The following is an 18323-nucleotide window of genomic DNA, read 5'->3' as shown; positions in this document are numbered from 1 at the left end:
CAGCCGCCGCCCACAAGCCCGATGCCCGACCGGTTCACGACGATGCGCGGCCCACCCGGGGCAGTCGGCTGCGGCTCGCGTTGAACTGGGCGCCGATCAGGAGGGCGAGGTTGGTGAACCAGAGCCAGATGAGGAAGACGACCACACCGGCCAGCGAACCGTAGAGCCGGGTGTACGAGGCGATGTGGCTCGCGTAGAGGGTGAAGAGCGCGGATGCCGTGTACCAGAGGACCACGGCCAGCACTCCCCCGGGCAGTCCGCGACGAACGCCCCTCGCCTCGGCGGGGCCGGTGCGGAAGAGCATGAGCACCAGGACCGCCACGACGCACAGCAGCACGGGCCAACGCAACGCGGCCCATGCGTCGTTCCCGTGCACTCCCACCAGTGAGGCGGCCCGCCGGGCGACCGGGCCCGAGAGCACGATCACCGCCGAGCCGGTCAGCAGCAGGGCGAGCAGGAGGAGCGCGGTGGCGACGATGGTGTGGGCCCTGCGCAGGGTGGGCCGGGTGTCGGGCATCTGGTGCATCGCGTGCAGCGCCCGCCGGAACACCGCGAGGTAGCTGGAGGCCGACCACAGGGCGCTCACCGCGCCGGTCACCACCAGGACCCACACGGTGGACTGGGTGGCGGTCATCTGCCGGAGCGCGTCGCGCAGGGCGCTTGCCGATTGGGCCGGCGCGTAGGCGGTGAGGTCGTCGATGAGCTGCCCGGTCGCCTGCGGGGCGGCCAGGCCGATCGCCGAAACCGTGACCAGGAGCGCGGGCACCAGGGCGAGGAGCGCGTAGTAGGTGAGCGACGCGGCCCAGTCGGACAGGTTGTCGTTCCAGACGGCCACGGCGGTGTCGCGCAGCGCGGTACGCAGCCGCCTGGCCGTGGCGGCGAGGCGAGGGCGACCGAGGGCGGCTGAACGGGACGGTGGAGGCACGTGCCTGTTTCTCTTTTCATGCAGGGGAGCGTGGCCATTCGAGTAGCCCCCACAGTCTGTTCCATGCGCTGTTGGACGCGTCAACGCACCGAAGCGGGCGGCTCGCCCCAGGGCGCCTCAAGCGCCGCGCGCAGTGCGTCGGCCGCGTCCTTGCCGATCCGCTCGGCGAGCTGGCCTTCGAGCCGGTCGAGGACGGCGGTCGCCCGGTGATGTGCGCGCTCGCCTTCGGCGGTGCGCCGGATCAGCCGCCGCCGGGCAGAGCCCGGATCGGGAAGCTGGACGAGGAGCCCGGCCTCGACCAGGCCGTGCACGGCCTGGTGTGCGGTCTGGCGGGTCACCCCTGTGCGTCGCGCCAGTTCGGAGACGGTCGTGCCGTGGTCGTCGAGGACGGCGAAGAGTTGCGCCTGGGCCGGCGACACCGGTGTGGCGCCCGTCGCCTCCATGGCGCTGAGCAGCCCGTCCTCGAACCAGCGCCTGGCGTCGGTCAAAAGCTGGGGCAGGCTCCGGCGGGTGGAATCCATGGGGTCCTCACGGTTTCGGCGACACGGGGCGACGAGACGGACGCTACGGCGGTACTGGAAGGGCGGCCGGGTCGGCCCTCCGGCCGGGCCACCTACCCGGGGCCCGCACCCGGCCGCCTGCCGCGGTCCCACTTGCCCGCGCACCCCTTCTAATGTCAGGCTACCTGACATTCCTTTGGGCAGTCGATCGAGGAGCCGGCATGACCATCGAGTACACCACCCGCTACCGGAGCGCTTCGCGGATACCGAACGATCCGACCAAGCCGTACTTCATCGAGAAGGGCGAGGGCGACCGGGCCCACCTCTTCGGTGATCTGATCACCATCTACGCGGGCGGGGAGCAGACCGGCAACGCCTTCAACTTCTTCACCGTCGAAGGCCCCAAGGGCGATCTGATCCCGGCCCATCTGCACCCCGATACGCACGAGGTCTTCTACGTCACGCATGGCGCGGTCCGGCTGTTCGTCGAGGACACCGAGGGCAACCAGCAGGAGAAGCTGCTCACACCGGGCGACTTCGGCTTCGTGCCGCAGAACTGCGCCCACGCCTATCGCATGGAGCGCCACCACAGCCAGGTCGTCGGTGTCGCGGCGGGCCCAGGCGGCACGTTCGAGCGGTTCTTCGAGAACCTCGGCGCTCCGACCACCCAGCACGGCCTCCCGCCGGAGCCGGTCATTCCGGGGCGCGAGAAGTTCGCGACGGTTCCCGAGCGGTACGACGTACGGTTCCTGCCGGACCATCACTGGCTGACGCACTGACCGGAGCGCTTCGGGGGCACCCCGTCAGGTCCGGCCGCGCATCATCGACATCAGCAGCGCGTGGGTTTCCTCGTCGGCGGCGGCCAGCAACCCACGCCCCGCCGTACCGAGCGGGGCGCCGTCGATCCCGGTGACGACGCACCCGGCGGCCCGGCACAGCGCCACCCCGGCCGCGAAGTGCACGCTCCCCGAGAGATCACCGCCATCGGTGACGTACGCCGCGCGCCTTCCGGCCGCGACCCAGGCGAGCGCCAGGGTCGTGGAGACGACCCGGGGGCGGAAACGCTCAATGAATCCGGGGTGGGCGAGCAGGTCAACTGCCCGGAATCCGGGCGCACTTGGGAACGGCGGATCCAGGTTGACGTCCACGAGGCACGTCGCGGACGAGGGCGTCAGAGGGGTGTCGTCGGCTCCGTCCCGACGCATCCACGCGCTCTCCCCGTCGGTGAAGAAGGTCTCGCCGCCGAACGGGTCCGTCGTCGCCGCCGCGCCGCCGCGCAGGGCCACGTTGACGGCCACCAGCATGTTGCCGACGGCGTAGTTGAGCGTGCCGCACAGGGGGTCCACCAACCACTGGCGCTCGGCGCCGTCGGCGCCCCACTGTCCGCCTTCCTCGCCGAGCACCGCGTCACCGGGGCGTGCGGCACGGATGACGGCGAGGATCGCCTGCTCGGCCTCCACATCGGCGGCGGTGGCGAAGTCCCCCGCTCCCTTGTCGATGCGGTCGAGCCGCCGGCCGTACAGCGCGCGGACCACGTCCGCGCCCGCCCGCGCCCCGGCTGTCGCGACGGCCGCGTCGTCAGCGTTCTCGTATGAGTTGATCACGCCGAGCAGACTATCGAGGCCGCTCACCGGGGCCGGCGGCCAGTGGATCGCTCACGATCGTCCTGCGATGGCCCCGGCCGCCGCGACTCCTAACCGGATCAATCTATCCACTTAGTGCTACAGTTTTCCCAGTCCGCCGACAGAGCCCCGACGCCCGGAGTGGAGCGCCCATGCAGCGCAGAGTTCGGCTTCCGCTGGCTGCGGCCGTCCTAGTGGTGAATGCCGTGCAGTGGGTGGTCAGCGAAGCGGTCGCCGCGGCGGCCTGGAGCGATCCTCCGTACAGCTACGCGGCCAACTACATCAGCGACCTCGGCGTGCCCGACTGCGGCACGCAGTTCCAGGGTCGCGACATCTGCTCGCCGGACCACGCGCTGATGAACACGTCCTTCATCGCCGAAGGAATCCTGTTCGCTTTCGGCGTCGTCCTGCTCGCCCACCTGGTCACAGGGCGCACCCGGCGCCTCGTCGTCGCCCTGGCCCTGGCCCACGGGGCGGGCATGGTGCTGGTCGGGCTGTTCCACGGCTCGCGCGGCGGGGTGAGCGTCGGCCTGGCCATCCACGGTGGTGGTGCCGCGGTCGGCATCCTGTGCGCCAACGCGCTGGCGATCATCGCCGGGTCACTGCGCTCCCTCGCTCTCCCCAGGGCGTACCGCGTCTTCAGCATCGTGCTCGGGGCGCTGGGACTGCTCAGCGAGGCGTTCGTGGGGGCCTCGGCCGGCACGGCCGGGGTGTTCGAGCGCGGCGGTGTGTACTCGTGGCTGCTGTGGAGTTCCGTGACGGGGGTCCTGCTCCTGGCCGGGCAGCCGCGCCGGTCGGGCGTGGTGGAGAATGTCGCGGTGTGACCCCCGAGCCCGCCGAGCCCCCCGAGCCGCAGCGCCCGCTACGAGCGGACGCGGAACGAAACCGCCGGCTGATCATGCGGACGGCAGAGCGTCTGATCGCGCGACGGGGGCCGGCCGTCACCCTCAATGAGATCGCGCGCGAGGCCGGCGTCGGAGTCGGCACGGTGTACCGGCGCTTCCCGGACCTCCAGGCCCTGATCGACGCGCTGTTCACGGAACGGTTCACGACGTTCCTGCGACTCGCGGCGGCGGCCGGGCAGCACGCCGATCCGGGACAGGCATTGCGTCACTACTTGCTGGAAGCGGCCCAATGGCGGGCCGAGGACCGGGTGTTGGAGACCGTCCTCGCGCACGCGGGCACCGACGCGGAGCCGATCGCCCGCATGCGGGACGACCTCGGACGACATGTGGACGCCCTGGTACGGGACGCGGTCACGGCGGGCGCGGTGCGCGAGGACTTCGCGAGCGCCGACGTGTACGCCTTCCTGTACATGATCGGCGCCGTCGCCGACCGCACCCACGACATCGCCCCCGACGCCTGGCGGCGCTACGCCGAAGTCCTGTTGCTCGGCTTCGGCCTGCGCCAGGGCCCCGTCGCACACACCTCGGCGATGACCGATGCCCAGGTACGACGGACCTGGCCCGAGCCCACCGCCCGGCCGACGGAGGACACCGGCCGAGGCGGCCGGGCCTAACCGGCTCGGACCACCCCGACGGCACCTGGGCGGAGGAGGATGCCACGACGGGCGCCCGGCCGAGGCGGGCGGGCGGCCACGACGGGCGGTCGGCCGCCGGGAGCCGTGGGCCGTGGGCCGCTAGGAGCGGTGTTCGCCCTCGTGGTGGGGGCCGCAGTGGAAGGCGGACGCGGGCCGGGGTGCACCCGTGGGCTGTGCGGCCGTCGCCCCCAGAAGTTCCGCGCACCGCACCCGCTTCGCGCTGTCGACGAGTTCGTCGCTGTCCGAGGCGGCGTTGGCCAGGCTCGCGCAGCACACGGCCAGCAGCAGGGCGCCCGCCGCGAAGGGCAGACTGCGACGGGCGGGGGGCGGCGCGAGCAACGCCCTTACCCGCTGCGGCACTTCACCACCGGTGGCCGCGAGGACTCCGGGGCTCGCCGCGCCGGCGGACGCGAGGGCGGCGCGCCCCACGGCTCGGGCCACGACCGCCCGGTCGCCGACCCTTACCGCGGCCTCCTCGTCGGCCCAGCGTTCCAGGGCGAAGGCGCCGGCCTTGGCCAGCGGGCGCAGCAGGGGGTTGAGCGCGGCGGTGAGCTGCCAGAGGCCGAGGAAGAGGTAGTGCCTGCCGCGCAGATGGGCCCGCTCGTGTGCCAGCAGGGCCGCGCGTTCCTCGTTGCCGAGCCGACGGAGCATCCCTCGGGACACGACGATCCGGCCGGGCGCGCCGGGCAGGGCGAACGCCCGCGGGGCGTCGTCGTCGAGCACGCTCAGCTCAGTGTCGCCGGGCAGGTCGGCGCACTCCTTGCGGAACCGTACGATCTGGCGGACCTGACGGAAGGCGGCCACGCTCAAGTTGCCGACACCGGCTGCCAGAACGAGCGCCCCGGCGACCGCGACGGTGACGTACACGGGGTCCTGCGCGCGTACCGCGGCCGCCGACCAGTGGCCCTCGGCCGCGACTTGGGGGATCTGCGCGATGCCGGTGAACGCCAGAAGGGCGAGTGAGCCCGCCCAGCCGACAGCCGTGACGAGTGCGGCGCAGGCCAGGGCCCATGCGGCGGGGCGCGGGGTGAGCCCGCGCGCCATGGGCGGCGCGAGCACGGTGAGCACGGTCGTGACGACGAACGGTATGTAGACGCTGATCAGCACGGGCTCACCGTCCGCCGTCGAAGCGTTCGCCCCCGGCGTCCCCGACGTCGTGTCCGGACAGCAGCTGCTGTAGCAACTCCTCGTCCTGGGCGGAGAGTTCGGACACGAAGCGAGCCAGTACCGCCTCGCGGTCGGAGCCCTCCTCAAGGACGGAGCGCATACGGCGGGCGGTGTGCGTCGCCTCGTCCCGGACGGGTGCGTAGGCGTATCCGCGCCCTTCCCGCTGCCGTACGAGCATGGCCTTGTCATGGAGACGGGACAGGATGGTGAGCACGGTCGTGTAGGCCAGCTCGCCCGGCAGCCGTTCCATGACCTGGCGGGCTGTCAGCGGGCCGTCGGCCGCCCACAGCGCGGCCAGCACATCGCTCTCCAGCGCGCCGCGCGCCCGCCTGCCGGACCCGGCAGGCTCGTCCCTCTTCGGGCCGTTCACCGCCACCGCCTCCCGTCGCCCTTGCCGTCGCTGTCCGACCGCACGTCTTCGATCGAGCCGTCAGGCTACCCCGAGCACCTCCTACTAGCTGTAGGAGGTATGCTCCGGGCTTCGACCTGCGACCTACTACATCTTGTAGAGTTGGCGCGCTCTTCCGATGGGCGGAGGACCACCCATGCCCCAAGCCGGACGCACTCTCACCCGGCCCGCGCCCGCGGGCCCCCCACCGCGCCCGCGGGGCGAGGCGAGCCTCTCCGGCCGGATCGCGATCGTCTCCGCGAGCATCGGCGCGGGGCATGACGGCGCGGCCGCCGAGCTGGCCCGCCGCCTCATGGCCGACGGCTTCACGGTCGACCGGCACGACCTCCTGGACCTGCTGCCCGCTCGCTTCGGACTGGCAGTCCAGGAGGGGTACCACCGGTTGCTCGTCCGGGCGCCGTGGGCCTACCAGCGCATCTACGCCGGCACCGAGCGCGCCGGAGGGGGCGGTCCGGTGGCACGCGCGCTGCTGCGCACGGCGGAGAGCCGCGTGCTGGGCGCCCTGCACCCGGACACCGGCGCGGTCGTGTCCACCTACCCCGGAGCCAGCCGAGTGCTGGGCAATCTGCGCCGGTCCGGGCGGCTGAACGTCCCGGTCCTCACCTATCTCACCGACTTCTCCGTGCACCCCCTGTGGGTGGCGGACGGCGTGGACGTACACCTCGCGGCCCACGCCGTACCCGCCTTCCAGGCGCGGTCCGTCGGTGCCCTGGACGTGCGGGTGAGCGGCCCCGTCGCCGACCCGCGCTTCCGGCCGTGCGACCGCCGGGAACGCCTTCGGGCGCGGGCCCGCTTCGGACTCCCGCCGCACAGCCCGCTCGCCCTGCTGGTCGCCGGATCCTGGGGCGTCGGCCCGGTCCGGCAGGTGGCACGGGAAGTGCGCGACTGCGGCGCCGCGGTACCGGTCGTGGTCTGCGGCCGGAACGAGACGCTCGCCGCCCGACTGCGGGCCGACGGCATCGAGCACGTCTACGGCTGGGTGGACGACATGCCCGGCCTGATGCACGCCGCCGACGTCCTCGTCCAGAACGCGGGCGGCCTCACCTCCCTGGAGGCGTTCGCCGCGGGCCTGCCGGTCGCGAGCTACCGCTGCATACCCGGCCACGGCCTCACCAATGCCGCGGCCCTGGACGAGGCGGGTGCGGCGGTGTGGATCGAGAACCCCGCCGACCTCAAGACCGTACTGAACGATCTGATCGACGGGGCGCTCGGGCCCGAACGGCGAGCGGCGGGCCTCGCGCTGTTCGCCGGGTCGGCGGCCGAAGGTCCGGCGGCCGAGATAGCCCGGGTGTACCGGGCCGGCCTCAGCCGGGCCGCCGTACCGCCCGCCGCCCCCCGCCGTCGGCGCCGCGCGTCGCGCCGGCTCGCCGTGACCGGCGTGGTCGCGTGTGCCGTGTGGGCCGGTGCCGTCGGCACCGCGGTCGCCACGTCGTACGGGGAACCGGTCCTCGCCCGCGCCATCGGGCACGGCCTCGATCTGGACGACTTCGCCCGGCACCCCGGTGTCCACTCGGAAGGCCGTCACTCGTGAGCCTCGCCCGCCCCCTGCGCACGGCCGCCCTGGCCACGCTGCCCGCCCTCGCCGCCGTCCACACGGCCCCGGTCATCTCGACGTTCGGGCCGCTGCGCAACCGCGTACTGCCCCGGCTCGCGGGGGTGGGCCGCCCGGACCACATCGCCCTGACCTTCGACGACGGACCGGACTTCCTCTCAACTCCCCTGTTCCTCAGGCTACTTGCCCGGCGCGAGACGCATGCCACCTTCTTCCTGCTCGGCACTCAGGTGCACCGCTCGCCCGGCCTGGTCAGCGAGATGGCGGCCGCGGGCCACGAGATCGGCATCCACGGCTGGCGGCACCGCCCCCTTGTTCTGCGCGGCCCACGCGCCACGTACGACGACCTCGTCCGCGCCCGGGACACGGTGGCGACGATCACCGGGCAGCGGCCCACGCTCTTCCGGCCGCCGTACGGAGTCATGTCCGGTGCGGCACACCTCGCCGCCCGGCGGCTCGGCCTCACACCGGTGCTGTGGACGTGCTGGGGCGAGGACTGGACGGCTCGTGCCACCCCGGAGTCCGTCCACCGCACCGTCACCCGCGACCTGACGGGCGGCGGCACCGTCCTCCTTCACGACTCCGACTGCACCTCGGCCCCCGGCGCCTGGCGCTCCGCCCTGGGCGCGCTGCCCCGCATCCTCGATACGTGCAAGGAGCGGGGGTTCCAGGTGGGGAGGCTGAGCGACCACGGGATGCCGGCGGGGCGTACCGCCCGGGCGCAGCCGCATCGCTGAACGCACCCTTCGACGGTGGCCCCGAATCAGGCTCCGTCCGCTGGGTACCCGGAATCCATGTCCGGACTACACGCACGTCCTACGAGCGTCCTCCACCGTCCTGCCCCCATGGTGGAGGAGGCGTCCTCCCAGGCAGGGCGGCACCGGCGCCGCAGGGGGCTGGGCAGGCGGCTTCGCCGCAGGCTCTTCGCCTACCGCGACATCGAGTTCCTCTCCACCCATGTCCCGGGCGCGCCGGGCCCCGGCGAGGAACGGCTGCTCCTGGTGCACATTCGCCGAGTCGTCGGCCAGATCCACTACCGCACCTGCGGCCAGTGTGCCGAGGGCATGATCACCGGCATCGACATCGACGAGGACCTCCACCGCACCGGGCTCGACACCCGCGCACTGTCCCACCTGCGATCCCGCCACCCCGGCATCACCTGGCGCAGCAGCAACCGGACCCTGCGCAGCCGCCGCGACCTCCTGCGACGCATGCGTATCCCGGCCGGCCGGACCGACCGTGCCTGTGCGCATGGTGAGGGGTGACGCCCGCATCCCGGACGCAGCCGGCCGCACGCACACACGAGTTCGCGCGTGCGGGGGCGACAGTCGTGTCCTCCCCATTTGGGGGTTCCGTACGGGACGAGGTCGTGAAGAAGCGAGGTCGTGAAGAAGCGCTGACCGCCGTGCTGTACGTACGGTACGCACGGGCGGACAGCGCGGGGGCGGAGACGCCGCTGGACGTACTGGCGCCTGCACTGGACCGGTGGATACGACCGGTGGATGCTGAGCCAGGCGGCTCGGACCAGGCGGACTACGCGGTGGCGGGGTCGTCGACCAGGCCCGTGCGGAGCTTCGCGAGGATCTTGCTGAGCAGCCGGGAGACCTGCATCTGGGAGACGCCGAGTTCGGTACCGATCTGCGCCTGCGTCAGCTCCTGGCCGAACCGCATGCTCACTATGCGGCGTTCGCGGTCGCTGAGTTGTTCCATGAGCGGCCCCAGCGAGTTCAGGTCCTCGACCCGTTCCATGCCGGGATCCTCGGCGCCTATGAAGTCCGAGAGCGTACGGGCCTTGCCGCTCGCGGTCTGCCCGGACTCCTGGCTCTCGGCGGACGTGTCGAGGGAGCCGGCCGTGTACCCGTTGGCCGCGACGATGCCGTCGATGATCTCCTCCTCGTCCCGGCCCAGGTGCGCGGCGAGTTCCCGCGGCGTCGGGTCGCGGTCCAGCTCAACGGCCAGGTGCTCCTTGGCCTTGGCCAGCTCCGACCGGAGCTCCTGGAGCCGGCGCGGCACGTGCACGGACCAGGTCGTGTCGCGGAAGAACCGCTTGATCTCGCCCACGATGTAGGGAATCGCGAAGGAGGTGAACTCGACCTCGCGGGACAGGTCGAAGCGGTCGATCGCCTTGATCAGGCCGACCGTTCCGACCTGCACCACGTCCTCCATCTCGCCGCTGCCACGGTTGCGGAACCGGCCGGCCGCGAACCGTACGAGGGACAGGTTCATCTCGATCAACGTGTTGCGCGCGTACTGGTACTCACGCGTGCCTTCTTCGAGCACCTGGAGGCGGTCCAGGAACAGCCTGGACAGCACTCGGGCGTCCTTGGGAGCGACAGCGGAGCCGTCCTCGATCCACGGCAGTTCGTCCTGGCCCGTGGGCGTTGCCCGGCGGGTCGAAGCGGTTGCAGCGGTGCTCACGGACAGGGTCACGGTGCCGCCTTTGATGGAAATCAATGTGTGCACCTCCTGCCCGCTCGCTCGACATCCATGTGCCGGCGGCCGGCTTTCCCCGAGCCGGGGACGGGAGACGCGAAGGGGGAGTCACGGCGACCTGAGAGCCGGGCGGCACTGCTGTTACGAGACGGTGACAGAGCGCCGACAACGCATTCGGGCAACGGCCCGTCATTCCTGGTGAGACCGCGCCAAGAGTACTTAGATCACTTAGCTCGCCTTCGGCGCGAAACCGGATGCTCCATGTCGAGAGGGACACAACCATGAACGTCACCAAGCGACACTCCCTTCGCATCGCCACCGTCGGGGCCCTCAGCGCCGCCTGCGTCGCACTGGCGGGCACCGCGATGGCGGCCACCTCCCCCGCCACCTCCCCCGCCGCGTCCACCCCCGCCGTTCAGCAGGCCGCTGCCGTCAAGGCGGCCATCACCGCCAAGCCGTCGGCCACGTCGGTCGGCGCCTGGCAGCTGTTCCGCGTGACCGGTACCACCACCGGACTCAAGACGGGCAGCAAGGTGACGCTTCAGCAGAAGCAGAACGGCAAGTGGGTCACGCTGCCCGCGTCCGCGCCCGTCTCCCGCAACGGCTCGTACTCCCTCGGCGTCAAGCTGGGCCTCAAGGGCAAGAACGAGCTGCGCATCGTCAGTGGCAGCACGGCCTCCGCCGTCTTCAGCGTCACCGTGCGGTAGCACGCGTTCAGCGTCACCGTGCGCCAGCGCGCGGCGGGTGGCGGGTGGTGGCCCGGGGCCCTGGTGTTCAGGGCCCCGGGCCACCGTCGCATCGGGGCCCGTCGCCGAGCGCTACCGGCCCCCGCGTCCCACAGCGGACGCGAAGCCCAGCCAGGCGTGGCGGTTGCCCCACCAGCACCAGCCGATCTTCGGGGCGTCGCGCCGCTCCCGTCCGTCCCGCCCCGTGCCGTTGCTGATCCAGATCGCCGGCGTGCGGGCGTCCAGGACGCCGTTCGCCTTGCGCAACCGGGAGCCGATGGTCATGAAGCAGCGGTTCCGCTCCAGCACCTCCGGCTGCTGGAGCAACCAGTGGATGCCTTCGGAGAGCAGCAGCGGGGTACGGCCGTCCTCGGTGAGGGCGGGCAGCGCCTCCTCGGGGCTCCAATTGGCCAGGTGGTCACCGCGATCGAGGCCGGTGACGAGGTAGAGCGGAGAGTCGGGCAACTCGACGCCGCAAGGGGCGAACCGGTCGACGTCAGCCATGTCGACGACCACGAACCCGGGTTTGCCGTCCCGGCGGAGCAGCGGCGCGAGGGCCGAGGCGGGGACGCGGTCCGGGTGGACGGCGAGCAGCGCGTCGGAGCCTATGAGCCCGTCGCCTCCGAGCCCGTCGCCTTCGAGCGCGGCGGCTCCGCGAAAGGCGGCTTCGGCGAAGCTGCGAAGGTCGTCGGCGGGAATCCCGGCGAGCTCGTGCACCCCGAGCTCAATCAGGCGTTCCGCCTGAGTCGCGAGCGGTGGCAGTGGGGACGCGGTGACGGCGGTGGCAGTGGTATCGGGCACGGCACTCCTCGGTTCGGGGCAGCGGGCCTGAGATCAAACGAGACGGCCCGCCGAAGTGTTCCCGGCAGACGGAGGCCCGTGGGTCATGGGTCCCGACCAGGTGGCCGGAGGCCCGTGGGTCATGGGTCCCGACCAGGTGGCCGCGCGTGGCGCGCGCCGCCCGGCCGAGGTCGCCGATATTTTGCGTCCCATGACGTCAGAACCGGAACGCGGCACGGATGAATCGAACGACGTCCGCGAGGCGCGCCTTGCGATCGCGGAGTATGTGAGGCGTACGGGGACGCCCGCACGGCCGGACGGTTCGACGAGTCCCGAAGGGGAACTCGACACCGCGGCGAGCCCGGAGTCCGCGAAGAACAGTGACCGCATCGACGACAGGACGGCGGAGGATGTCGCGCGGGCGGCGTGGGACGCCGTGCAGGAAGCCACTCCGCCTCCGCCCGATCCCGGGGCGGGGCCGGCCGAGAAGACGGACCAGTCTCCTGAACTCGCGGAACGCCACCGCCGGGCGGTCGCCATCGCGCGCGGACTACAGCAACTCGGCTACCACTTGGACGAGACTCTCCTGCCCGGCCCGGACATGGCCGCCGGATAGCGCTCCGGCCCCGGGTCACCGTCACCGCCCCGGGGCAGCCGCCGGACTCAGGCCGTTGCCCGCCGGACTCGGTAGTTCCAGCGGGTGAGCGACCGAACGACGGTCTCGGCGCCGATCGGGTTGGCGCTGTGCACGACGACCGTACCGATGTGGAAAGGCCGCCCGTGGAACGCGACTTCTTCCAGCACGGTCACCACGGGCAGGATGCTGTCGTCGCCGCCGAGATCGTGGTCGAGCCAGAGTTCGTCGACGAAGCAGTCGCGGTGCTCGTGCAGGAGCTGAACGCCTTCGCGGCTGGTACGGGCGATCCGCGTGGCCCAGGGCAGCGCCCGGAGGTCGTCGATGCCGAGGATGACGGGCGTCCGGCGCACGGTGGAATCGTGAGTCACCTGATCATCATCGCAGCGGGGCGGCCACGAGAACCACGGGTTTCGGCGCTCCGGACCAGCCCTGAAGCCGCGCCGGTCCGACTCCGCTCGCCCGTGCGGCCGGCCGCGCCCGGACCGGCCCACGCGATCCTCGGCCCCGGCCACGACCCGGAGAAGCGTCACGAGGCCGTACCACGCCATGGGGCGACCGGACCCGCACCGGTGAAGCCGCCGTGAATCCACTACGGTGCCTTCCGGCGGTGTCCGGACTGCTTGTCGGGGCTGGGACCCGCCGACCGCGCCGCGGCGCGTCATGGTGTCGCGGCGGCAAGGGGAAGCAGGGAGAGGGGCAGCGTGCCGGACTTGCAGGACCTACCCGAATCGACGACGGAAGCCGATGGCTCCGTGATCGTTCGCGTGCTCAGCTACAACATCCGCTCCATGCGTGACGACACCGCGGCGCTCGCCCGGGTCATCGCGGCCTGTCGGCCCGATGTCGTCTGCGTGCAGGAAGCGCCGCGGTTCTTCCGCTGGCGCAAGGCCGCCGCCCGGCTCGCCCGGACGTCCGGCCTCGTCTACGTCGCGGGCGGCGCCACCGCCTCCGGGCCCATGATCCTTTCCTCGCTCCGCGCCCACGTCGAGCGCACCGAGGACGTCCTGCTGCCGCGCACCCCCGGCCTGCACCAACGCGGCTTCGCCACCGCCGTCCTGCGGTTCGGCCGGGCCCGACTCGGCGTGCTCAGCTGCCACTTGAGCGTGGAGGACTGGGAGCGTTACGGGCAGGGGCGGCTGCTTCTCGACCGGTTGTCGGCCATGGACGTGCCGTACGCCGTCGCCGCGGGCGACCTCAACGACCGGCCCGACGGGCGTACCTTCGGCCTGCTCGCGGACGCCCTCCAGGACGGCTGGGCCACCAAGCCCTGGGGGCGCGAGCACACCACGCGGCTCGGCGATCCCCTTCAGCGCATCGACGTGGTCCTCGCGACGGAAGGCGTGGAAGTGCTGGGCTGCGGGGTGCCGATGGGGCTCCCCCACGTCGAGGAACGAGACCTCCGCGCAGCCACGGATCACCTGCCCGTACTGGCCGCACTGCGGGTTCCCGCCTCGTAGAACGGGTCCCGCCTGCCTCTCCGACGCGCCCCGGCCGCGACCGGCCGGACACTGGTGCCCCCCCGCCTCCGTGTCCCCCGGTCCGGGGCCCTCAGGCGCGCGGCGGCTGCGTCGCGGTGTCGAGGTAGAAGGAGTCGATGTTCTGCACCGCCTGCTCGAAGTCCTCCAGGTTCACCGGCTTGGTGACATAGGCGTTGGCGTGGCTGTCGTACGCACCGGAGACGTCGTCGGGGGCCGAGGACGTGGTGAGGATCACCACGGGGATGGTGTGCAGATCCTTGTCGGACTTGAGCACCTTCAGCAGGTCGCGCCCGTTCATGCGCGGCATGTTGAGGTCGAGCACGATGAGGTCCGGGCGCACACTCCCCGGGGCGCGCAGGTATTCCAGGGCGGCCACTCCGTCCGTGACCTGGACCAGATTGCGGGCCCCGCGTTCGGAGAGGGCTTCCTCGATGAGCAGGGCGTCGGCGACGTCGTCCTCGACGAGCAGGACATCGAAGGCGCGGGCGGGGGTGGTCATGGTCGGTTGCTCCGTAGGTGCTTCGGTGGAGTGGTGGAAGAGCCCCGGCCAACGGCGGCGGGCTCCTTGGCGGGTCATTCCGCAGGCCTCGCCGATCTGCGGGTAGCCGGCGCCCGCGCGTGCGGCGGCCGTGGCCGCGGCCCGCTGAAGCTGCTCGGCCGATCTTCGCAGTTGGTCCAGCACGTGCAGCAGCGCCAGTGCCTCCTCCGGGCCGGCCGGGGACGGGCATGATGGGGCGTCGAGCAGTTGACGTGTGAGGCGCCGCGCAAGGGCACCGATCGCGGCGTCCGTGACGGCGGCCGTCTCCAGCGGTGTGGTCCGCAATGCGAAGTTCTTGCCAGCCATGCCTGGAACCTTAGGCCCCCGTACGGCAGCCGACAACAATGGTTGTCGATCGGCCTTTAGAGTATGCGGGCCGCGACCCTTTCCATGCGGTCGTCGCAGCGAGGAGTTCAGGGGATGGCTGGTAACGAGCAGCGGGCGGGCGGACGGGGCCTCTCGGCGTGGACGACGCGGCAGTGGCTCCGTACGGGAATGGCCGGGGCGCTGGCCGTCCTCGCCCTGCTCGGTGTGGCGGGAGCATGGATGCTGGGCCGGACGGCGTCGATCAGCCAGGACCTGGTGGACGTCAAGTCTCCCGCGGTGACGACCGCGATCCGGCTGGAGTCGGCCCTCCTGAACCAGGAGACCGGCGTCCGCGGTTACGGTCTCACCGGCACCGCGGACTTCCTGACCCCCTACCAGCAGGGCCGTGCCGAGCAGGCGGCGGACGTCGCGCAGTTGTCGAAGCTGCTGCACGACGACAGCGCCGGTCTCCGGGACGTCAAGGCCGTGCAGGACGCCATGGAGGCCTGGCGGGCCCGGATCGGGGGGCCGGTCGCCGCGTCCCCACCGGGGGCGCCCTCCGCGCTGGCTGCGGAACGCGCCACGGAGGGCAAGCGGGCCTTCGACAGGGTGCGGTCGGCCGTGAGCGTCCAGCAGGACCACCTGCGTGCCGAACAGGCGCGCGCACGGGCCGACCTGGCGGACATGATGCGCCAGCGGAACTGGGTGTTCGCGGCGATCGCCCTGTTCATCCTGATCCTGGCCGGGCTGGTCTTCGAGGGGCTGCGCCGCGGCATCAACGAGCCGCTGGAACGGCTCGGTACCCAGGCGCGCATCATCACCGGCGGCGACTTCACACACCCCATCACGGCCACCGGCCCGGCCGACCTGAAACGGCTGAGCGACGAGATCGACCTCATGCGCCGACGACTCGTGCACGAGCTCGCGTTCAGCGAGGAGGCGCGCCGGCGCCTGGACGCCCAGTCCGCGGATCTGCGGCGGTCCAACACCGAGCTGGAGCAGTTCGCGTACGTCGCCTCGCACGACCTCCAGGAGCCGCTGCGCAAGGTCTCCAGCTTCACCCAGCTCCTCCAGCGGCGCTACGGCGGTCAGCTCGACGAACGGGCCGACCAGTACATCGATTTCGCCGTCGACGGCGCGAACCGCATGCAGACCCTGATCAACGATCTGCTGGAGTTCTCCCGGGTGGGCCGGGTCCACAACACCCATCAGGCCGTCGACCTGGGCAGGGCGCTGGACCGGGCCCTGTCCTCGCTGAGCCTCAGCATCGAGGAGGCCGAGGCGGAGATCACGTACGACCCGCTGCCGACCCTCGTCGCCGATGCCACCCAGATGGGCATGCTGTGGCAGAACCTGATCGGGAACGCCGTCAAGTTCCGCCGCCCCGGCGAGCCGCCACGCATCCATGTGTCGGCCGTACGCGAAGACGTGCTGTGGCGGTTCACCGTCACCGACAACGGCATCGGAATCGCCCCCGAGTACGCCGACAAGGTCTTCGTGATCTTCCAGCGGCTGCACACCAAGGACGCCTACAGCGGCAGCGGCATCGGACTCGCGATGTGCAAGAAGATCGTCGAGTTCCACGGCGGCACCATCGCCATCGACCCCGCCTGCGCGGACGGCACCCGCATCACGTTCACCCTCGCCCCCGAGCCGCCGGAACGCCCCGGGCCGGCCGAAGTCGTCGGCTCCGACGCCTCGCAGGTGGTGCCGGTGTCATGACCACCTTCGTGACGGACCCCGCAGGCGCGACACCGGAGCAGCAGACCTATCGCGTCGTCCTCATCGAGGACGATCTGGCGGACGCCGTTCTGGTCGAGGAACTGCTCCTCGACACCGGGCTGCGGTTCGAGCTCACCACGTGTGCGAGCCTCGCCGACGCCCGCACCGAGCCGGCCCTGCGCACGGCCGACTGCATCCTGCTCGATCTGCACCTGCCCGACGTCTCCGGCACCAAGGCGGTCGCGGCGGTACGGGCGGCCGCGCCGCACACCGCGGTCATCGTCCTGACCGGCCTGTCCGAGGCCCGGGCGGGCAGCGACGCCATGGCCGCCGGCGCGCAGGACTACCTGGTCAAGGGCAAGGTGGACGCGGATCTGCTGCACCGGGCGGTCCGCTACGCCGTCTACCGCAGCCAGACCGAACGGGCGAACGCCCAGACCCAGGCGGCCACCCTGCGGGCCGAGGAGAACTCCCGTCTTGAGCGCGGGCTGCTGCCCCAACCGCTCCTGTCCACGTCGTCCGTCACGGTGACCACCCGCTATCTCCCGGGCACCGAACTGGCCCTGCTCGGCGGGGACTTCCTCGACGTCGTGGAGGGCGACGACGGGCTGCTGCACGCGGTCGTCGGCGATGTCAGCGGTCATGGGCCCGACGCCGCCGCGCTCGGCGTGTGCCTGCGGATCGCCTGGCGCTCACTGATCCTCGGCGGCCACCGCGGCAGGGAGCTCCTCCAGCTGATGGAACGGATCCTGATCGCCGAACGCGGCGACCGTCCGCTCTTCGCGACCTGCGCCCTCCTCACCCTCGACCACGGTGCCGCCACCGCCGAGCTGCATCTGGCCGGCCACCACGGGCCCCTGCTCACCACGGCCGGGGCAACCCGCGAAGTCACCGCCCGGCACGGCATCGCCCTCGGCATCGACCCCCGGGTGAGCAACTGGCCGCCGACCGTCGTCCCGCTCCCGGCCGCCGGGGCGCTGACCCTGTACACCGACGGCCTGACCGAGGGGCACAACGGTTCGTCGCGGGGCCGGCTCGGCGTGGACGGCCTGGTCACCCTGATCGACCGGCTGCCGCAACCGGACCCCGCCGCCCACGTCGACCTCCTCATCAAGGAGACCTCCGCGCTGAACGCGGGCCGCCACTCCGACGACGTCGCCGTGCTGCGCCTCGACTGGAAGCAGCCCGCACGCCCGGCCCCCGGGAGCCCGGCGGGGAGCGTCCCGGCCTGACGGGAGGCGGTCCGCCTGCCTGCTCCGCCCACGTGCTCTTCGGTTTTCGGGGCAGACGGGACAGGAAGCCGTCCGTCGAACCGAGGAGAGACCGTGGCGAAGGACTCGTCGTTGAAGGCCGTGGGATGGGCGCGCTCCCTTCCGCTGAGCAGCAGCGTCAAGGAGGCCAGGGACTGGACGCGTGAGCATCTCGCGACGCTGGACTGGTCACGGACGGCGCCGGACGTGGTCGACGCGGTGCTGCTCACCGTGTCCGAGCTGGTCACCAATGCTCATGTCCATGCCCGCAGCGCAGCGCAACTGATCCTCGCCTGGGACGAGAAGTGCCTGCACGTCACCGTGCACGACGCCTCACCGCGGCTGCCCGAGCAACGCGACCCCGAGGCCGATGCCCTGGGAGGGCGTGGCCTGCTCCTGATCGACGTCCTCGCCGACGACTGGTACGCCTATCCGTGTCCCCGGGGCAAGAACGTCACCGCCTGCTTCCAGCCGCCCGCGCCCGCCCACCCCGAGGCGGTCGGCGGCGGTTAGGACCGACCGGGTGCGCACCGCCTGTCCAGCACCGACCGTTCTTGAACACTTGGGCGAGGAATGAGCAACTCACCGTAGATGGCGGGGAATTGACACCTATAGTGCTCACCGATTCGACGTCGTCCGACAACGACGACGGCCGCCACCGGGTGCGCGGCCAGCGTCGGGACCACGGCAACGGGGAGCAAGGGTGCGGCTGGAAGCGGTCATTGGGCAACTCACGTTC

General features: G+C 71.9%; 21 protein-coding genes. 12 read left to right on the top strand and 9 right to left on the bottom strand.

The genetic code is table 11. From position 1 onward, the window contains the following. Positions 1–34: 34 nt before the first annotated feature. A complete protein-coding gene (locus ACFYNP_RS11000; protein WP_388410520.1) occupies positions 35–925 on the bottom strand; it encodes a YihY/virulence factor BrkB family protein in 891 nt (296 codons plus the stop codon). An 80-nt stretch (positions 926–1005) separates the two neighbouring features. Then, positions 1006–1446, bottom strand: a complete 441-nt coding sequence (locus ACFYNP_RS10995) for a MarR family winged helix-turn-helix transcriptional regulator (protein ID WP_388410523.1) — start codon at positions 1444–1446, stop codon at positions 1006–1008. Between the two features lie 200 nt (positions 1447–1646). Between ACFYNP_RS10995 and ACFYNP_RS10990 the strand changes: the two genes are divergently transcribed. Beyond that, entirely contained in the window at positions 1647–2204 is a 558-nt protein-coding gene (locus ACFYNP_RS10990; RefSeq protein ID WP_388410526.1) for a quercetin 2,3-dioxygenase, read from the top strand. 24 nt (positions 2205–2228) lie between these two features. On the opposite strand, the gene ACFYNP_RS10985 is transcribed toward ACFYNP_RS10990, so the two are convergent. After that, positions 2229–3029 carry an inositol monophosphatase family protein gene (locus ACFYNP_RS10985; protein ID WP_388784659.1) on the bottom strand — a complete coding sequence of 267 codons (801 nt, stop codon included), beginning with the start codon at positions 3027–3029 and terminating at the stop codon, positions 2229–2231. Between the two features lie 170 nt (positions 3030–3199). On the opposite strand from ACFYNP_RS10985, the gene ACFYNP_RS10980 reads away from it, so the two are divergent. Together ACFYNP_RS10980 and ACFYNP_RS10975 are read left to right on the top strand one after the other, a co-directional pair. Next, positions 3200–3871: a DUF998 domain-containing protein gene (locus tag ACFYNP_RS10980; protein ID WP_388410531.1), complete on the top strand. Its 672-nt coding sequence runs from the start codon at positions 3200–3202 to the stop codon at positions 3869–3871. Further along, on the top strand, positions 3868–4566 hold the full coding sequence (locus tag ACFYNP_RS10975) for a TetR/AcrR family transcriptional regulator (protein ID WP_388784657.1): 699 nt from the start codon (positions 3868–3870) through the stop codon (positions 4564–4566). The genes ACFYNP_RS10980 and ACFYNP_RS10975 overlap by 4 nt, the downstream gene beginning before the upstream one ends. A gap of 120 nt (positions 4567–4686) precedes the next feature. On the opposite strand, the gene ACFYNP_RS10970 is transcribed toward ACFYNP_RS10975, so the two are convergent. Together ACFYNP_RS10970 and ACFYNP_RS10965 are read right to left on the bottom strand one after the other, a co-directional pair. Further along, the gene (locus ACFYNP_RS10970; RefSeq protein ID WP_388784654.1) at positions 4687–5694 is read right to left on the bottom strand and encodes a M56 family metallopeptidase; all 1008 of its coding nucleotides are present in this window, start codon (positions 5692–5694) and stop codon (positions 4687–4689) included. 4 nt (positions 5695–5698) lie between these two features. Then, positions 5699–6124 carry a BlaI/MecI/CopY family transcriptional regulator gene (locus ACFYNP_RS10965; RefSeq protein ID WP_388784651.1) on the bottom strand — a complete coding sequence of 142 codons (426 nt, stop codon included), beginning with the start codon at positions 6122–6124 and terminating at the stop codon, positions 5699–5701. 175 nt (positions 6125–6299) lie between these two features. Here ACFYNP_RS10965 and ACFYNP_RS10960 point away from each other — a divergent pair, with 175 nt between their 5' ends. The 3 genes from ACFYNP_RS10960 to ACFYNP_RS10950 are packed head-to-tail and all read left to right on the top strand — an operon-like array spanning position 6300 to position 8980. Continuing rightward, positions 6300–7694, top strand: a complete 1395-nt coding sequence (locus ACFYNP_RS10960) for a glycosyltransferase (RefSeq protein ID WP_388784648.1) — start codon at positions 6300–6302, stop codon at positions 7692–7694. Next, on the top strand, positions 7691–8452 hold the full coding sequence (locus ACFYNP_RS10955; protein ID WP_388784645.1) for a polysaccharide deacetylase family protein: 762 nt from the start codon (positions 7691–7693) through the stop codon (positions 8450–8452). The genes ACFYNP_RS10960 and ACFYNP_RS10955 overlap by 4 nt, the downstream gene beginning before the upstream one ends. Before the next feature lie 57 nt (positions 8453–8509). Next, positions 8510–8980 carry a hypothetical protein gene (locus ACFYNP_RS10950; RefSeq protein WP_388410549.1) on the top strand — a complete coding sequence of 157 codons (471 nt, stop codon included), beginning with the start codon at positions 8510–8512 and terminating at the stop codon, positions 8978–8980. 268 nt (positions 8981–9248) lie between these two features. On the opposite strand, the gene ACFYNP_RS10945 is transcribed toward ACFYNP_RS10950, so the two are convergent. Then, positions 9249–10139: a SigB/SigF/SigG family RNA polymerase sigma factor gene (locus ACFYNP_RS10945; protein ID WP_388410891.1), complete on the bottom strand. Its 891-nt coding sequence runs from the start codon at positions 10137–10139 to the stop codon at positions 9249–9251. 290 nt (positions 10140–10429) lie between these two features. On the opposite strand from ACFYNP_RS10945, the gene ACFYNP_RS10940 reads away from it, so the two are divergent. Then, entirely contained in the window at positions 10430–10855 is a 426-nt protein-coding gene (locus ACFYNP_RS10940; protein ID WP_388784642.1) for a hypothetical protein, read from the top strand. Positions 10856–10966: 111 nt separating this feature from the next. Here ACFYNP_RS10940 and ACFYNP_RS10935 read toward each other — a convergent pair whose 3' ends face one another. Further along, positions 10967–11674, bottom strand: a complete 708-nt coding sequence (locus ACFYNP_RS10935) for a DUF5701 family protein (RefSeq protein WP_388784639.1) — start codon at positions 11672–11674, stop codon at positions 10967–10969. A gap of 190 nt (positions 11675–11864) precedes the next feature. Between ACFYNP_RS10935 and ACFYNP_RS10930 the strand changes: the two genes are divergently transcribed. After that, complete coding sequence (locus ACFYNP_RS10930; RefSeq protein ID WP_388784637.1) at positions 11865–12269, top strand: hypothetical protein; 405 nt, start codon at positions 11865–11867, stop codon at positions 12267–12269. A 47-nt stretch (positions 12270–12316) separates the two neighbouring features. Here the strand turns inward: ACFYNP_RS10930 and ACFYNP_RS10925 are convergent, their stop codons facing one another. Beyond that, positions 12317–12658: a cyclic-phosphate processing receiver domain-containing protein gene (locus ACFYNP_RS10925; protein ID WP_388784634.1), complete on the bottom strand. Its 342-nt coding sequence runs from the start codon at positions 12656–12658 to the stop codon at positions 12317–12319. Positions 12659–13000: 342 nt separating this feature from the next. Here ACFYNP_RS10925 and ACFYNP_RS10920 point away from each other — a divergent pair, with 342 nt between their 5' ends. Next, positions 13001–13747, top strand: coding sequence for an endonuclease/exonuclease/phosphatase family protein (locus ACFYNP_RS10920; protein ID WP_388785265.1), 747 nt, complete (start codon positions 13001–13003; stop codon positions 13745–13747). A 91-nt stretch (positions 13748–13838) separates the two neighbouring features. Here the strand turns inward: ACFYNP_RS10920 and ACFYNP_RS10915 are convergent, their stop codons facing one another. Then, positions 13839–14612 carry a response regulator gene (locus ACFYNP_RS10915; protein WP_388784631.1) on the bottom strand — a complete coding sequence of 258 codons (774 nt, stop codon included), beginning with the start codon at positions 14610–14612 and terminating at the stop codon, positions 13839–13841. Between the two features lie 114 nt (positions 14613–14726). Between ACFYNP_RS10915 and ACFYNP_RS10910 the strand changes: the two genes are divergently transcribed. The 3 genes from ACFYNP_RS10910 to ACFYNP_RS10900 all read left to right on the top strand — a co-directional run bounded on the left by ACFYNP_RS10910 (position 14727) and on the right by ACFYNP_RS10900 (position 18097). Next, positions 14727–16334, top strand: coding sequence for a CHASE3 domain-containing protein (locus tag ACFYNP_RS10910; RefSeq protein ID WP_388784628.1), 1608 nt, complete (start codon positions 14727–14729; stop codon positions 16332–16334). Continuing rightward, a complete protein-coding gene (locus ACFYNP_RS10905) occupies positions 16331–17566 on the top strand; it encodes a PP2C family protein-serine/threonine phosphatase (RefSeq protein ID WP_388784625.1) in 1236 nt (411 codons plus the stop codon). The genes ACFYNP_RS10910 and ACFYNP_RS10905 overlap by 4 nt, the downstream gene beginning before the upstream one ends. A gap of 93 nt (positions 17567–17659) precedes the next feature. Continuing rightward, a complete protein-coding gene (locus tag ACFYNP_RS10900) occupies positions 17660–18097 on the top strand; it encodes an ATP-binding protein (RefSeq protein ID WP_388410571.1) in 438 nt (145 codons plus the stop codon). Positions 18098–18323 lie beyond the last annotated feature (226 nt).

The sequence above is a fragment of the Streptomyces sp. NPDC006691 genome, from assembly GCF_042869955.1.
Lineage (GTDB): Bacteria > Actinomycetota > Actinomycetes > Streptomycetales > Streptomycetaceae > Streptomyces.
Note: the sequence above shows the minus strand (reverse complement) of the source record. Positions and strands in the feature narration are given on the sequence as shown.

What these genes read in the sequence shown, in the direction of transcription:
- ACFYNP_RS10905 (WP_388784625.1), top strand. Translation starts at nt 16,331, where the DNA reads ATGACCACCTTCGTGACGGACCCCGCAGGCGCGACACCGGAGCAGCAG.
- ACFYNP_RS10940 (WP_388784642.1), top strand. Translation starts at nt 10,430, where the DNA reads ATGAACGTCACCAAGCGACACTCCCTTCGCATCGCCACCGTCGGGGCC.
- ACFYNP_RS10990 (WP_388410526.1), top strand. Translation starts at nt 1,647, where the DNA reads ATGACCATCGAGTACACCACCCGCTACCGGAGCGCTTCGCGGATACCG.
- ACFYNP_RS10960 (WP_388784648.1), top strand. Translation starts at nt 6,300, where the DNA reads ATGCCCCAAGCCGGACGCACTCTCACCCGGCCCGCGCCCGCGGGCCCC.
- ACFYNP_RS10930 (WP_388784637.1), top strand. Translation starts at nt 11,865, where the DNA reads ATGACGTCAGAACCGGAACGCGGCACGGATGAATCGAACGACGTCCGC.
- ACFYNP_RS10995 (WP_388410523.1), bottom strand. Translation starts at nt 1,446, where the DNA reads ATGGATTCCACCCGCCGGAGCCTGCCCCAGCTTTTGACCGACGCCAGG.
- ACFYNP_RS10950 (WP_388410549.1), top strand. Translation starts at nt 8,510, where the DNA reads ATGTCCGGACTACACGCACGTCCTACGAGCGTCCTCCACCGTCCTGCC.
- ACFYNP_RS10980 (WP_388410531.1), top strand. Translation starts at nt 3,200, where the DNA reads ATGCAGCGCAGAGTTCGGCTTCCGCTGGCTGCGGCCGTCCTAGTGGTG.
- ACFYNP_RS10910 (WP_388784628.1), top strand. Translation starts at nt 14,727, where the DNA reads ATGGCTGGTAACGAGCAGCGGGCGGGCGGACGGGGCCTCTCGGCGTGG.
- ACFYNP_RS10915 (WP_388784631.1), bottom strand. Translation starts at nt 14,612, where the DNA reads ATGGCTGGCAAGAACTTCGCATTGCGGACCACACCGCTGGAGACGGCC.